Source organism: Sanguibacter hominis ATCC BAA-789 (assembly GCF_012396185.1).
GTDB lineage: Bacteria > Actinomycetota > Actinomycetes > Actinomycetales > Cellulomonadaceae > Flavimobilis > Flavimobilis hominis.
In genome coordinates, this window is record NZ_JAAXOW010000004.1 from 99612 (window position 1) to 114092 (window position 14481).

The 14481-nt window shown below is 68.8% G+C and carries 15 protein-coding genes; 4 read left to right on the forward strand and 11 right to left on the reverse strand.

The genetic code is table 11. The features are described 5' to 3' along the window. Positions 1–125: 125 nt before the first annotated feature. The 7 genes from HF995_RS11825 to HF995_RS11855 all read right to left on the reverse strand — a co-directional run bounded on the left by HF995_RS11825 (position 126) and on the right by HF995_RS11855 (position 7251). The gene (locus HF995_RS11825) at positions 126–1295 is read right to left on the reverse strand and encodes a hydroxymethylglutaryl-CoA synthase (protein WP_350308878.1); all 1170 of its coding nucleotides are present in this window, start codon (positions 1293–1295) and stop codon (positions 126–128) included. Then, complete coding sequence (locus tag HF995_RS11830) at positions 1292–2365, reverse strand: hydroxymethylglutaryl-CoA reductase (protein WP_168448015.1); 1074 nt, start codon at positions 2363–2365, stop codon at positions 1292–1294. The genes HF995_RS11825 and HF995_RS11830 overlap by 4 nt, the downstream gene beginning before the upstream one ends. Beyond that, on the reverse strand, positions 2355–3446 hold the full coding sequence (gene fni, locus HF995_RS11835; protein WP_168448016.1) for a type 2 isopentenyl-diphosphate Delta-isomerase: 1092 nt from the start codon (positions 3444–3446) through the stop codon (positions 2355–2357). The genes HF995_RS11830 and fni overlap by 11 nt, the downstream gene beginning before the upstream one ends. After that, positions 3436–4527 carry a phosphomevalonate kinase gene (locus HF995_RS11840; RefSeq protein WP_168448017.1) on the reverse strand — a complete coding sequence of 364 codons (1092 nt, stop codon included), beginning with the start codon at positions 4525–4527 and terminating at the stop codon, positions 3436–3438. The genes fni and HF995_RS11840 overlap by 11 nt, the downstream gene beginning before the upstream one ends. Beyond that, positions 4524–5519: a diphosphomevalonate decarboxylase gene (gene mvaD / locus HF995_RS11845; RefSeq protein ID WP_168448018.1), complete on the reverse strand. Its 996-nt coding sequence runs from the start codon at positions 5517–5519 to the stop codon at positions 4524–4526. The genes HF995_RS11840 and mvaD overlap by 4 nt, the downstream gene beginning before the upstream one ends. Then, on the reverse strand, positions 5516–6436 hold the full coding sequence (gene mvk, locus HF995_RS11850; protein ID WP_210727451.1) for a mevalonate kinase: 921 nt from the start codon (positions 6434–6436) through the stop codon (positions 5516–5518). Before mvk ends, mvaD begins: the two co-directional genes overlap by 4 nt. 194 nt (positions 6437–6630) lie before the next feature. Beyond that, the gene (locus HF995_RS11855) at positions 6631–7251 is read right to left on the reverse strand and encodes a TetR/AcrR family transcriptional regulator (protein WP_168448020.1); all 621 of its coding nucleotides are present in this window, start codon (positions 7249–7251) and stop codon (positions 6631–6633) included. 94 nt (positions 7252–7345) lie between these two features. Between HF995_RS11855 and HF995_RS11860 the strand changes: the two genes are divergently transcribed. Then, positions 7346–7735, forward strand: coding sequence for a DUF1304 domain-containing protein (locus HF995_RS11860; RefSeq protein ID WP_168448021.1), 390 nt, complete (start codon positions 7346–7348; stop codon positions 7733–7735). A 19-nt stretch (positions 7736–7754) separates the two neighbouring features. Beyond that, a complete protein-coding gene (locus HF995_RS11865) occupies positions 7755–8777 on the forward strand; it encodes an NADP-dependent oxidoreductase (protein WP_168448022.1) in 1023 nt (340 codons plus the stop codon). Positions 8778–8872: 95 nt separating this feature from the next. Here HF995_RS11865 and HF995_RS11870 read toward each other — a convergent pair whose 3' ends face one another. Beyond that, a complete protein-coding gene (locus tag HF995_RS11870) occupies positions 8873–9307 on the reverse strand; it encodes an Hsp20/alpha crystallin family protein (RefSeq protein WP_168448023.1) in 435 nt (144 codons plus the stop codon). A 260-nt stretch (positions 9308–9567) separates the two neighbouring features. Here HF995_RS11870 and HF995_RS11875 point away from each other — a divergent pair, with 260 nt between their 5' ends. Both HF995_RS11875 and HF995_RS11880 read left to right on the forward strand, forming a co-directional pair. Then, positions 9568–9888 carry a hypothetical protein gene (locus HF995_RS11875; protein WP_168448024.1) on the forward strand — a complete coding sequence of 107 codons (321 nt, stop codon included), beginning with the start codon at positions 9568–9570 and terminating at the stop codon, positions 9886–9888. A 58-nt stretch (positions 9889–9946) separates the two neighbouring features. Continuing rightward, positions 9947–10411 carry a VOC family protein gene (locus tag HF995_RS11880; protein ID WP_168448025.1) on the forward strand — a complete coding sequence of 155 codons (465 nt, stop codon included), beginning with the start codon at positions 9947–9949 and terminating at the stop codon, positions 10409–10411. Between the two features lie 630 nt (positions 10412–11041). Here HF995_RS11880 and HF995_RS11885 read toward each other — a convergent pair. The 3 genes from HF995_RS11885 to HF995_RS11895 form a co-directional block, all read right to left on the reverse strand. Next, positions 11042–12436 carry a DUF6414 family protein gene (locus tag HF995_RS11885; protein ID WP_168448026.1) on the reverse strand — a complete coding sequence of 465 codons (1395 nt, stop codon included), beginning with the start codon at positions 12434–12436 and terminating at the stop codon, positions 11042–11044. Beyond that, the gene (locus HF995_RS11890) at positions 12426–13667 is read right to left on the reverse strand and encodes an AAA family ATPase (RefSeq protein ID WP_168448027.1); all 1242 of its coding nucleotides are present in this window, start codon (positions 13665–13667) and stop codon (positions 12426–12428) included. Before HF995_RS11890 ends, HF995_RS11885 begins: the two co-directional genes overlap by 11 nt. Positions 13668–13741: 74 nt before the next feature. Beyond that, complete coding sequence (locus HF995_RS11895) at positions 13742–14299, reverse strand: type I restriction-modification system subunit M N-terminal domain-containing protein (protein WP_434060861.1); 558 nt, start codon at positions 14297–14299, stop codon at positions 13742–13744. Positions 14300–14481: the final 182 nt, after the last annotated feature.

Genomic DNA, 14481 nt, shown 5'->3' on the forward strand with positions numbered 1-14481 from the left:
GCCTCCTGCCTCTGCTATCGGCGCGCGGGAGGCTCGCCTGAACCCACCACGGGACTAACCCACCAGGGGACTGATGCGACGAGGGCCCGGCCGCTGCGGCGGCCGGGCCCTCGTGGGGTGCTGCGTCAGGAGTTGCGCTCGTACCGGCGGGCGCGCCCGACGATGCCCGCGAAACGGAACGGCGCGGCCGTCACGTGCGGCGTCTTCACGTCGACGTCGGAGGCGAGCTCCGCTGCCGCGTGGATCTTGCGGTACTCCGGGACGTCGACAGGCACGCGGGCGTCGAGCTGCGCTGCGACCGAACCGGGGCGCAGGGCGCTCCGGTAGCCGGGCTGCACGACCGCCGTGAACAGCTCGCCGACGCTGCCGGACCCGTACGAGAAGAATCCGATGCGGCGGCCCGCGACGTCAGCCTCGTTGTCCAGGACGGACGCGAGGGCGAAGTACAGCGACGCCGTGTACGAGTTGCCGATGCGGCGGTTGTACGTGAACGTCGACGAGATCACCGTGTCGTCGCGCGAGACGCCCGTGTGGTTGCTCAGCTGGGCGAACGCCTTCGCGGCCATGCGCGTGAACGGCTGGTGCAGGCAGAAGCGGTCGATCTCCTCGGCCGCGACGCCCCCGCGCGCCTGGTAGTCGTCCCACGCACCGAGGAGCGAGTCGACGTACGCGGTGACGGACAGGCGCCCGTCCACGACCGCCGTCGAGCGGTCGTTCGGACGCCAGAAGTCGTCGACGTCAGCCGTGTGCACGCCGCTCGCCGGCTCGATCGCGAGGAGCGTCGGGTCGGCGCCGATCAGCATCGCGACCGCACCCGCGCCCTGCGTCGCCTCGGCAGCCGAGTCGACGTCGTAGCGTGCGTTGTCGCTCGCGATGAGCAGCACCTGCTCCTCGGGGTTGCGCGCAACCATGCCGAGCGCCGCCTGGAGACCAGCGGTCGCGGAGTAGCAGGCCTGCTTCATCTCCACGACGCGGCAGCCCGACGGCAGGCCGAGCAGCTGGTGGACGTACACGCCCGCAGCCTTCGACTGGTCGATGCCCGACTCGGTCGCGAACAGGACCGTGCGGATCTTCGCGGTGCCGTGCCGCTCGATGATCGGCGCGGCCGCCGTCGCGGCCATCGTGACGATGTCCTCGTCGGGTGCGAGCAGGCTCATCTCGTCCTGCCCGATGCCCACGTGGTACTTCGCCGGGTCGACTCCCGTCGCGACGGCAAGGTCGGTGAGGGACACGACGTGGTGGCCGGTCGCGACCGAGAGGTCGATCAGGCCGATCAGGGGTGCAGCCGCCGTCACGACGACCTCCTTGCGTTCCGTTCGAGGGTGATGTGCGCAGCCATGAGCTCGCCAGGGTTCGTCTGCGCGGCCATGAGCGACAGCTCCCCGCAAAGAACGGTAGCCGCTGCCAGTACCGCGAGCCTCCGGGAGCTGGCTCCGGGGACGTCGGTTCGCTCACAGCCGAGCCGGACGAGCGCCTCGCCGACCCCGGGCACGTCCTTGCCGTTGCCGACCGTGCCGACGATCAGGTTCGGGAGCGTGCACGAGAAGTACAGGTCCCCGTCGCGGTCCTCGGCATGGGTCATGCCCTGCGAGCCCTCGACGATGTTCGCGGCGTCCTGGCCGGTCGCGAGGTAGAACGCGAGCAGCATGTTCGCGTAGTGGGCGTTCGCGGAGCGCAGCGCGCCCGCGACCGTCGACCCGACGAAGTTCTTGCGCAGGTTCAGCTCGGCGATCTGCTTCGCCGTCGAGCGGAGCTGCTTGTGGACGAGCTCCTCGGGGATGAGGATCTCCGCGACGACGTTCTTGCCGCGGCCGCGGATGCCGTTGACCGCGGTGGCCTTCTTGTCCGAGCAGTAGTTGCCCGAGATGGAGCCGTACGAGAGCGTCGGCTCGGCGTCGAGGACGAACGACATGAGCGCCTCGGACGCCTTGGTCACCATGTTGTGGCCCGACGCGTCGCCCGTCGTGAACTCCCAGCGGACGAACAGCAGGTTGCCGACGATCTGCTCGTCGAGGTCGATGAGCTTCGCGAACGCGCTCTGCGCGGCGACGACGACCTGCAGCTCGGGCAGGCGCGTGCGGATGCGCTGCCAGGCCGCGAACGCTGCGGCACCGTTCTCCGCGACGAACAGCGTCGAGCGGGTCATGCGCTCGTCGATCAGCGTCGTGACGATCCCGTCCGGGACGAGGCGCGAGATGCGCGCGCCGCGGCCGACCGAGGGCCACAGCGGGATCTCGTACGTCGCGAGCGGGACCGACTGCTCACCGGTCATGACGTTGCCGGAGAGCTTGATCGGGCCCACCCAGCGTGTGGGGACGGCGGTGACCGTGCGGGTCAGCTCGGCGTCGGTGGCGTCAGCGGCCATGGCGGCCTCCTCGGGGGTTGTCGTTCGCGGACGCGGAGCGGGCGCTGAGTGCGGCGGCGTCGATCCCGCGCAGCTCGCAGAACTCTCGCGCGGAACCCCGCACGAGCAGGTCCGTGCCCGTGAGCGCGGCGATGGTCGGAGCGCCGACAGTCGCCATGAGCTGCGTGAGGTGCTCCTTCCACCGGTTGATCTCGGTGACGAGTGCGTCCACGCCACCGTCGACGGCGAGGGCGAGGAACGTGCCAGCGACCCCGACGCCCTTCGCGCCGAGCGCGAGCGCCTTGAGGACGTCGAGCGGGTTGCGCACCCCACCGGAGGCGAGGAGCGTCGGGAAGTCGCGCGGCGCGTCGAGCAGGCAGCTGACGGTCGACTGGCCCCAGCCCTCCAGGTACGCGTAGTCGCCGCCCGCGCGGCGGGAGTTCTCGATCCGCGCGAAGTTGGTGCCGCCGCGACCGGAGACGTCGGCGACCGTGACGCCGAGGCCCGCGAGGGTCTCGATCGTGCGGCGGCTCAGCCCGAAGCCGACCTCCTTGACGACCACAGGGACCGGCACGGCTGCGACGACGGCCTCGATCGTGGCGGGCCACGCGGAGAAGTCGCGCGACCCCTCCGGCATGACCGTCTCCTGCATGGCGTTGAGGTGGATCTGCAGCGCGTCGGCCTGGAGCAAGTCGATCACGCGGAGCGCGTTGTCGACGCCGTGGTCCGCGCCGAGGTTCGCCATGACGAACCCGTCGGGGTTCTCCTCGCGGATCACCTGGAACGTCGGCGTCTGCGACGGGTCCTTGAGCGCGATGCTCATCGAGCCGGACGCCATCGGGATGCCCGTCTCGCGCGCCGCGATCGCGAGGGTGCGGTTGATCTCGCCGGTCGAGGCGCTGCCGCCGGTCATGCCGTTGATGTAGAAGGGCACGTCCCAGGTGACCCCGCCGACCGTCGTGCCGAGGCTGACGGTCGCCGGGTCGATCCCGGCGAGGGCGTGGTGGAGGAGCTCGACGTCGTCGAAGTCGTTGCGGCCGCGCACGCCGCGGTTCTGGTCCATCGCGAGGGCGACGTGGTTGTCCTTGCGTTCACTCGTCATCGACGGCTCCTTCGGGTGGGTGCACCGAGATGGTCAGGTGGCGCACGTCGTCGCGCTCCCAGGCGACGAGCATGCGGGCGACGTCGGCTGACGGCGGCGCGAGCACGATCCCGCAGTCGCCCCCGCCGGCGCCCGACGGCTTTCCGGCGGCGCCCGCCTCGTCGGCGGCGTCGCACAGCGCGGCAAGCCGCGCCGTCTCGAGGTCGAGGCCAGCCTGCGCGCCGAGGCCCTGCAGGAGGGTGCGGGCGCCGTGGATCGCGTCGAGGACGGCCGCGTCGTCGTGCTCCTGGAGGCCGCGGACGAGCCGGTCGACATGGTCGCGGCTGGCCGCGACGAACGCGGGCATGTCGACCTCGCCGGTCGCCTGCTTGGCCTGCACGACGTCGACGAAGCGCGTCGTCGACGCAGGTGACCCGGTCCAGCCGACGAGCAGCTGGAGGTGGTCGGGCGGCGTGAGCCGGGTGACGGACAGGCCGTCCCAGCAGTCGGCGTCGAGCAGGTCGGCGGGGTCGCGGCGGCTCAGCTCGTCGATCAGCACGGCGCGGTCGGGAGCGCTGTAGCGGATCCAGCCGCCGAAGCAGCTCGCCGCGAGGTCGCCGCCCGAGGCGGCGGGCGCGATCTGCACGGTCGCGAGCAGGGCGAGCTTGAACACCTCGAGGTTGCTCAGGCCGAGGCCGTACAGCTCGGACATGGCGCGCACCGTCGCGACCGTGACGGCGGCCGAGGACCCGATGCCGAACTTGCGGCCCGAGACGTCGTCGAGCTGGCTGTCGATTCGCGTGTCGAAGAACTTCGGGGCGACGCTGCGGCGGGCGCGCACCCGCTCGACGGTCGTGATCGCGGACATCACGTAGTCGTACGGGTGGTGGTCGCGGTCGATCGTGACGTCGTCGCCCGACCGGCGCCACACGAGCGGCAGCTGGCCGTACTCGGGGGAGTGCACGGTGCCGACGTCGACGCTCTCGGTGAGCGTGACGGCGAGGTAGCGGTCGATCGCGATGATGACCGCGGGCTGCCCCGGCTCGACGACGGCGTACTCGCCGGCGACGAAGAGCTTGCCCGGTGCGCGGACGGTGATCATGCGGCGCCGCCGGCAGGGTCGACGAGGTGGGCGCCCGGGCCAGGCCCGGCGACGAGGACCTCGGCGCTCAGGCCCGGGATCGCGGCGGTGGTCTCACTGAGGGCGGCAGCGACGCGTCCCGCGTCGGCGGGCGGGCAGATGACCGCGACGTTCGGGCCGGCGTCCGCGGTCGCGTACGCCTCGATGCCCTGGGCGCGCAGGGCGACCACGCGGTCGAACAGGGCGATGCTCGCGGGGCTCAGGTAGCGGATCGCGGGCTCGGCGCCCTGCATCGTGGCGTGCATGCGCAGCGCGTTCGACTCGGTGAGCTCACCGATGCGGGTGAAGTCGCCCGCCGCGCAGGCGGCGACCATCTCGTCGAGGCTCATGCGCGTCGACGTGACCCAGGCGGGGAAGAACGGCGACGTCTCGATCGTGCGACGCATGGCGACGCGGCTGGAGACGTGCTTGACGCCCGCGTCGAGCGTGACGACGACCATCGCGATCATCGGGGCGGGCACCTCGCGTGCGTACGACGACGCGTCGTCGCCCTCCGTCCACAGTGCGACGTTCGGGATGATCGAGCGTGACGCCGAGCCGGAGCCGCGCCGGGCGAGGCGGCTCAGGCCGGGCTCGTCGAGGTCGAGGCCGTACGCGGCCGAGGCGGCGACGGCGAGCGCCGCGAAGCCTGACGCCGACGACGCGAGCCCCGCGCCCGTCGGGACCGTGTTGGTCGAGCGCACGCGCGCGTGCGCGTCCGTGCCGGCCAGCGCCCGCACGAGGTCGAGGAACATGCTCACGCGGCGGGCGGCGTCGTCGTCCCGGACGGTGCCGTTCAGCTCGAAGACGTCCGCGGTCAGGGTCTCGTCGACCTCGACCGTCGTGGTCGTCGGGAAGATGTCGAGCGTGAGGGAGAGGCTGCCGGTCGCGGGCAGCGACATCGCCTCGTCGCTCTTGCCCCAGTACTTGATGAGGGCGATGTTGGGGTGCGCCTGGGCCGTGGCCGTCGTCATGCGAACGCCTCCGTGGTCGACGTGTGGACTGCGGTCGCGCCGGCGGCGCGCAGCTCGGCGGCGACGTGCTCCGCCGTCGTGAGGTCAGGGGCGAGGGCGAGCAGGCAGCCGCCGAGGCCGCCCCCGGTGAGCTTCGCGCCGAGCGCGCCAGCGGTGCGGGCGGCGGCGGCGAGCGTGTCGAGCTCGGGGCCGCTCACGCCGAGCGCGGCGAGGTGGAGGTGCGACTCGTCCATGAGCGAGCCGACCGTCGCGCGGTCGCCGGTCGCGAGGGCGGTGCGGGCGGCGTGCGCGATCGCCGTGAGGCGGGCGAGGATGCCGGCGAACCGATCGGGCTCGGTCTCGCGGACGCGGCGCACCGCGTCGACCGCGGTGCGGGTGCTGCCCGCGACGCCCGTGTCCGCGAGGACGAACGTGAGCTCCGCGCCGGTCGGCAGCTTCTCCACCGTGCCGCCGTGGAACCACAGGGGAGACGTCGAGACGACGCCGTGCGCGTCGATGCCGCTCGGGGCGCCGTGAGCGACGCGCTCGGACGTCTGGATGAGGTCGTGACGCTCAGCGGGGGTGAGCTCCCGGCTGGCGAGGTCGGCGATCGCGGCGACGACGGCGGCGCCGGTCGCGGCGCTCGAGCCGAGCCCGCGCGAGGCGGGGATGTCGCTGCTGATGCGCAGCGCGACGTTCACGTCGGCGAGGTCGAACCAGCCGAGCGCGGCCTGCAGCGCCGCGACGGTGGGACCGAGGCGGTCGGGCGCGGCCGTGACGGGGCCGGAGTAGAGGGAAGACTCGAGGCGGCTGGGGCCGTCGGTGACGGTCACGTGCGCGGTGAGCGTCAGGGCCGGGACGGGCACCACGATCGCGGGGGCGCCGTGGACGACGGCGTGCTCGCCGAAGAGGATCGCTTTGCCGTGGCTGCGTCCCACGCCGCGACTCTGCGTCGCGGGGCGGCGCGGTTCCACACTGCTTCGCAAGGATCCTCCTGTCACGGTGCTCGACGTCGCTGACAGCACCGCGCCGGGTCACGGCCGAGTGCACGGCCCGAAATACCGTACATGCCTGGGTGAGGGGTGTCTGTGATCGGTTCGTGTGGGACGGACGCGCACCGGTGTGGGGCGGGTCACCCCAGGGGCGCGGGCTCCCGGGGCTGAGCGGCTCGTTCGTGGCTGCGCACGAGGTCGCGGGCGGCGTCGAGCGACGCGACGGCGGCGGTGAGGTTCACCCGCACGAGCGACAGTGCGGCGATGACGAGGCCGGCGCAGGCGGTCGCGAGGGTGTCGCGCTGGTCGGTGGGGAGGTCGGGGAGCTGGCGGGCGATGCCGGAGACGACGGCGGTTCGCAGCTCGGCTGCGTAGGCGTCGATCGTGCGTGCGACGGTGTCGTCGCGGGCGATCGGGGCGTTGGCGGCCGAGATGAGGAGGCAGCCGTTCATGGCGGCGCCGGAACCGGCGTGCTGGAGCGCGTCGCGCAGCCCGAGAAGGTAGCGGTCGAGCGCGTCGGGCGTGGCGTCGTCGCTCGCGAGCTGGCGCAGCGGTGGGCGGACGACCTCGTCGAGGTAGCTCGCGACCGCGGCGTCGAACAGGCCGCGCTTCGAGCCGAACGCGTGGTAGATGCTCGAGCGTGAGAGGCCGGTGGCCTTCTCGAGGTCGGGGAGCGCGGCGCTCTCGTAGCCGTGCTCCCAGAAGACGGCGCGGGCGGCGCGGACGACCTCGTTCGTGTCGAACGTCTGGGTGCGGCCCATGTGACCCTCCTGGTGGTGAACTGATCGATCCAGTATATTCTAGATCGATCAGTCCACTAACGGCGCGCAGGGCGCGCTCAACCGAGGAGACCCCATGGTCATCGCAGGCCTCGTGCTCGCAGGCGTCGCCGCCCTCGTGCACGTCTTCATCTTCTATCTCGAGTCGATCGCCTGGACGAGCGCCCGCGCCCGCGCCGTCTTCGGCACCGGAACGGTCGAACAGGCCGCCGCGCAGCAGCAGCTCGCGTTCAACCAGGGCTTCTACAACCTCTTCCTCGCGATCGCCGTCGCCCTCGGCATCGGCCTCTACGCGGCAGGGCAGACCGCCGTCGGCGCAACCCTCGTCCTCACCGGCGCAGGCTCCATGGCCGCCGCCGCCCTCGTCCTCGTCCTCTCGAGCCCCGACAAGGCCTCGGCAGCGCTCAAGCAGGGCCTCGCGCCCGCGCTCGGCGTCGTCGCCCTCGCCCTCGGCCTCGCACTCTGAACCCGAACGAAAGCAGAACATGACTCACGCAGCCAGCACCCAGGTCCAGCTCGTCTCCCGCCCCCACGGGTGGCCTACCCACGAGAACTTCCGCACGGTCACCGTCGAGCTCGGCGACCTCGCCCCCGGCGAGGTGCGCGTCGCCAACGCGTTCCTCTCTGTCGACCCGTACATGCGCGGCCGCATGAACGACGTCAAGAGCTACGTCCCGCCGTTCGCCCTCGGCGAGACCATGACGGGCGGTGCGATCGGCCGCGTCGTCGAGTCCGCCGCCGACTCCCTGCCCGTCGGGACGCTCGTCCAGCACGACCTCGGCTGGCGCGACGTCGCGCAGGCAGACGCAGCCGCGTTCCGCGCCGTCCCCGAGCTCCCCGGCGTCCCGCTCTCCGCGCGCCTGGGCATGCTCGGCATGACCGGCCTCACCGGATACGTCGGCCTCACAGCGATCGCCAGCATCAAGGAAGGCGACACGGTGTTCGTCTCCGGCGCCGCGGGCGCCGTCGGCACCGCTGCCGGGCAGATCGCCCGCCTCCTCGGCGCGAAGCGGGTCATCGGCTCGGCCGGCTCAGCCGAGAAGGTCGCACTCCTCACCGAGAAGTACGGGTACGACGCCGCGCTCAACTACAAGGACGCGCCCGTCCGCGAGCAGCTCCCTGCCCTCGCGCCCGACGGCGTCGATGTGTTCTTCGACAACGTCGGCGGCGACCACCTCGAGGCCGCGCTCGACGTCATGAACACCGGCGGGCGCATCGCCCTGTGCGGCGCGATCACCGGCTACAACACGACCGAGCGGACGCCCGGCCCGGACAACATGGCGAACATCATCACGCGGGGACTCACGCTCAAGGGCTTCACCCTCGGCAGCTACGTCCACCTCGCGCCCGAGTTCACCGAGAAGATGGCCGGCTGGTTCGCCGACGGCAAGATCGCGTACGACGAGACGATCGTCGACGGCGTCGAGAACGCCGTCGACGCGTTCCTCGACATGATGCGCGGCGGCAACGTCGGCAAGATGCTCGTCCGCGTCGACCCGGAGGCCTGAGCCCTTCTGCTCAGCACCCCGGGCGGGGCGCGGTGTCGAGACGACGCCGCGCCCCGCCCGGCTGCGCAGTGCCGGACGGGGCGCGGTGGTTGTGGTCAGGACGCGGGGGCGTCCTGCGTGATCTGAGCGGGTGTGCCCTGGTGCTGGACCTCGATCTTCCGCGGCTTGGCCTGCTCGCTGACCGGGATGGTCAGCGACAGCACGCCGTCGGCGTAGCTCGCCGTGATCTGGTCGAGCGCGAGACCGCGACCCACAGTGAGCTGGCGGGCGAACGTGCCCGACGGGCGCTCGCGGACCAGCCAGTCCGCGTCGCTCGAGCGTGCGGTCCGCTCAGCGCGGATCGTCAGCGTGCTGTCCTCGACAGAGATGTCGATCGTGCCCGGGTCAGCACCCGGCAGGTCGACCGCCAGCACGTAGTGGTCCTCCTCGCGCAGCAGGTCCATCGGCATGGCCGCGGAGCCGCGCGGGGTCGTCAGGACGGACGACATCAGGCGATCCATCTCCCGGAACGGGTCCCAACGAGTAGCCATCGTCACCACCTCCTCCAAGCACGACCTCGACCGTCGAAGTCGTCGAACGCCCGTCAGCGGATCCCCGCGGACGGGTTGGCTACACCTCCCGTTCTAGCACTCACACATGGTGAGTGCCAGCCTCGTTCGGCGAGAGCGAAACGTGCCGTCTCGCCGTCGGGGCCACCGTTGACCGGCCCTCCCGACGGTGCTTCGATGAAGAGTCGCCAGGGACCGTTCCTCGCCGAGGACTCCCGGCGCCGTGAGGGGTGAGCGAACCCATGACCAAGCACTCCGTGACGAAGCGCGTCCTTCCCGCCGTCGGGCTGCTCCTGGTCCTCGCCCTGGCGGCGTGCGCGCCCACGGCCCCCGAGGCCAGCCAGGCGGCCGGTGCGCCCGGGTTCTGGCAAGGGCTGTGGCACGGGCTGATCTCACCGGTGACTTTCCTCGTGTCCCTCTTCAACGACAAGGTCGGCATCTACGAGGTCAGCAACTCCGGCAGCTGGTACGACGCCGGGTTCATGCTCGGCGTGTCGGTCGCGTTCGGGGGCGCAGCCCGCGGGGGCGGATCAGCTGGGGCACGCCGCACCACACGGCCTTGAACGTCGCACGTCCACGGGACGGTTCCTGGAACGTGGGTGTGCCTGCAAGATGAGGGACATGACATCGGACACCCCCTCCCCGAAACAGCTACGTCTGATCATCGAGACCGACGACTTCGACAATGCCGTGCGGTTCTACCGCGATGTGTTCGGGATGCCGGAGCAGCTGGCCTTCGCGACTGAGGGCGACGACCGCGTGGCGATCCTGCACGCTGGCATCGCGACGATCGAGTTGGCCACCCCGACGCACGCCAAGAACATCGACGTGGTCGAGGGGGTGCCGCACACTCCCGGAGTGCTGCGGATCGCACTGGAGGTCGACGACACCGAGCAGGCTGTCGCGGCAGCACTCGACGGTGGCGCAGACCTGGTCGCCCCGCCGGTGAAGACGCCCTTCCAGAGTCTCAACGCCCGCATCCAGGGGCCGGCAGGCTGGCAGGTCACGTTCTTCCAGGAGCTGGAGACTCTAGAGGAGCGGGGAGCGCGCGAGGGCTTCACCACCGACGACGTCCGCGACCGCTGAGCCCTGACCCGGGGTGACCGACTCTTGGTCGTCCGCCCTATCCGGCGGACGATCTGCTTGCCCACGTCAGTAATGCCAGCCCAGCGGCGAGGCCCGAACCCAGCCCCGATGATTCTCCGGGCAAGGATTCGAGCCTTGTGCGCGGCGTGGACCTCTGTGGGGCGGAGTCTAAAAATGGCGGCCACTACTGGCCTACAGGGCCGCGAACCCGCCCAAACTGGGCCAGGAGGGCCTGCCCGGGCCGAACGCGGGCGCTGGCGGCACGTCCAGGCGAATCGCCGCGCGGAACACCCAGGTGCATCTTCCTGCGAAGCGCCAGCTGGAGGTCGTCGCGCTCTACCGTGAGGGACTCCCACTCAAAGAGAGCGCAGAGCGGTTCAAGACCCACCGAGCGACGGCCGGCGAGATCTGCAAGCGTCACAGTGTGGAGTTGCGGAACCCGAATCGCGGCATGGACGACGCCCAGGTCCGCTCCGCCTCTCATATGTATGAGAACGGTGCGTCGCTCGCAATGGTTGGCAAGCAACTTGGCCTCAGCGTCGGGACGGTTCGCAGGGCGCTCCTGGGCGCGGGCGTGAAGTTGCGCCCACGCCCGGGGCGCTGATCACGGTTTGAGGGCGTTGCCCCACGCTACCAGTAGATCGCGATGATTTCGGTATCGAGAATGCGCTCATCCGTCCGATCTGTGGTCTGCTCGGGAGGGCCAGGCGTCGGCGCCGCGATGCTCAGCGCAGGAGTGGGAAACAGTTCGAGCCCGGCGGCAGCGCGCGCTTCTCGACGCGCCCGCAGATCATCCTCTGGTGTCGGCGTTTGCGCACCCATGTGTGTTTCTGCGAATTCACGCACAAGATCGAACCCTTCCCGCTGGGCGACGGCATCCGTCGAGCCAGTCGATATCTGGGCAACAAGCCTCACGAAAGCCCTATTGGTTTCATCGGTGCAGATTGCGGTCCCCGGAACGATCGCGTCTCGATAACGCACGAGTGCATCGGCGATGACCGGACCTTGGGCTTGTGCAGATCCTACCGGCCCGTCTGCGGCGGTTGGAGAGCGAACCGCATTAATCTGGTCAACGAATCCGGGCGCAACCTCGCTGAAGAGGTCCGCTAGCTTGACCGGTGTCCACTTGTCATGGAGGCCATCCCTCGAGACGCGGCACAGCATGTTGAAGCGAGCCTCCGAGAACAGCACGCGGCGTACGTCTTTCCAGAACCCGAGGTGCTCGGTAACTCCAGTAATGCGCAGCGGCTTCGCATCGATACCCAGTCCAGCGACCGCGTCCTTGTGCGCAACATACTCAACTCCGGCAACGGTGACCACGACATAGTTCACCGCAGTCGCCTTGATGGGGATGAGACCGGCAAGGAATCGATCGAGCACCTTCATGATCGGTGCCGATTCGCGGAGGAACCCGAGCGTACCGTGATTAGCGAACATACCCGGAAAGTCGTCTGCCATCGCCGACCACTCGTTCATCATCGCTCCGAGTTTGAACACAGGGTCAACGGCGAGGACGACCTCAACCTCGAGAAGTGTCCCACGAGAGAAGGACACGGCCCGATCGGCGATGTTCGGCTTCGCCTTGGCAACTTCCTCGAAAGTCGCAAATTGTTCGGGGGAATCTGCTGGAGCAACGAGTCTGAAGTCGAGCGGGAGTTCGCGCAACTCCTTGAAGAGGGTCTGAATTACTGCCTTGCGCGAGCTCTGGGTGCTGTCGCTGTTGCTCGTCTGGTAGCGAGCGCTGACTTGCGATTCGGCCTTACCGATTAGCTCGGATCCCACGGACGCTCCCACGGTTCCAATGCGCTCCGCTTCGTCCGCGCGAGAGATCGCCTGCGTGATCGCTTCAGGGATCGTGTCGGTCTGCGAGACGAGCAGGCTGTGAAGGCTCACTGCGTCGAGATAGACAAACTCGCGCAGCGGCAGTTCGCGCCTTACTTGCTCGGCGTTGGTCTTCAGACGTCGGTGAACGAGCCACTGTTTGAACGACTTGACAGGATGCCTTACCGAGGACTTAAGCGACATCAGAGACCTCCGCTCGCGCGCGGACCGGCCGCATGCGCACGCGCTCGTGCGCGATCGCAAGGTCCTCGTCTGCAATACGCACACGACCATCCCCAACCGCAATGAGCGCGGCCTCGGTCCAAAGCGCAGTCAACATCGCGCCCGACCAGCCGTCGGTCAACACTGTGAGCACGTCGAGCGGGAGATCGTCCTCAGTCTCGAGTTCGTCTGCCTTCAACATCAGGATCTCGCGGCGGTCTTGTGAGGTTGGCAGGTTGAACTGGATCTCCCAGTCGAAGCGGCCCGGACGAAGCAACGCCTCATCGATGTCTTCAACTCTGTTCGTTGCAGCAATGACAATGACGTTGCTTCCGGCCTCGAACCCGTCCAGGAGCGTGAGGAGCTGCGCCACGACGCGCTTAGACTCGCCGTTCGAGTCGGCCGAGCGCCTCGCCGCAATGCTATCGATCTCATCGAAGAAAATGATGGCCCGCGGCTTCTTAGCAGCGTCCTCGAACAGACGACGCAGCGTCTCCTCGCTGTCGCCGACCCACTTGCTCACGATCGATGGCCCGCTGACCAGATAGAAGACGGCGTCTGCAACGTCGGCGATGATGCGAGCGAGGTGGGTCTTCCCAGTGCCGGGTGCACCCGTGAAGATCACGCCCTTAACCGGCTTCGCGCCGATCTTCCGCAGGTCGTCAGCATGATCCAGCTGTGTCTCGATCAGTTCCCGTGCTCTCGACTTCACATTGTCGTAACCGCCAAACGAGTCGAACGTGAGCTTCGTGTCACCCCGCTTCACGATGTACTCGGCGAGGTCTTCGTCGAGGCCGGAGTCCCGATATCGGAGCGGCGTAACGGAGATCACCCGTGTAATGCCGTCGATCTCGGTGTATTGGACAGTGTTCCCTGGCTCCACTGCGACGTCGGGTTTTCCGTTCAGCACGCGCATCCCGCCGCCACTCGTCTCGATGACCACGCTGTCATCGAGAAGCTTGCGGACTACACCGACACCGCTGTCCTCGGCCCACACGGCATCGGGCGCACGAAACCACTGCTGCTGATTGTCGATGAAGATGATCTCGCCTCGCCGCAGGTCGACCGGATCGGGGAAAGAGAGTTGAGTACTTCCACCACTGGTCGTGCGCGCGAAGATGGCACGCCCGTCCTCCGCCACGGTAATCACCTTGATGAAGACCCCGTCGGAACGGCCATCAACGTCACCATCCGGAACCGCGCCCACCGTCATTCTGTATCCCCCGTCCCGAGGCCGAAGAACCGCTCGAAGAACCGTATAAGAGCTTCGACCACGATTCGCTTCTTCTATGCGTCGCCGAATAGGCCGATTGAGTTGTCCTGCAGGTCGCCCTGCGGGAGGTCGCCGATCGCGTCGAGGGCCTTCACGAGTTTCTCGTTGCACTTCGCGACGGTGCTCCCGAGTTTGTTGCTGTTGACGTCGAGGTCGTCGAAGAGGCCCTTTAGGTCGTCTTCGCTGTCTCCGCCGAGCGCGGAGCCCTCGATGTTCTTGAAGACGCGCTCCAGCGTTTCGTTGAGGTTCTCGTCCCCAGCCGCGCGATCGCGAACGTTGCCGAACAGTTCCGACGGGAGCATGTAGAAGCCCTTCTCCGCGACCGTCTCACGTCGCCCAACCTCCGCCGCGGCGTCAGGAAGGCGGGCGAAGTCAAAGGACGCCCCACCTGCGTCGTGCTCACCCTTGTTGATGTACGCCGTCAGGTTATCCGAGATGAACCGGTAGAAGAGCATGCCGAGGACGTAGGACTTGAAGTTCCAGCCATCGACGGACCCTCGCAGGTCGTTCGCGATGCGCCAGATCGTCTTGTGCGACTCTGCACGCTGGGCTTCTTTGGTGATTGGCGTCACGAGTGGTCTCCATGCGCCCATGGCACTTACGGGTTGTATCGGGGCCTGTCGAAACGGTCTCGACGAGCGCCGACGTTGACCGATTGAGTGGCCTACTGAGAAGGACCTCGGACGGGAGCCAAGTTGCTCAACCAGCTCCGCGATATATGAACATTGTCCCATAATCAGCACTTTTCGCGAAG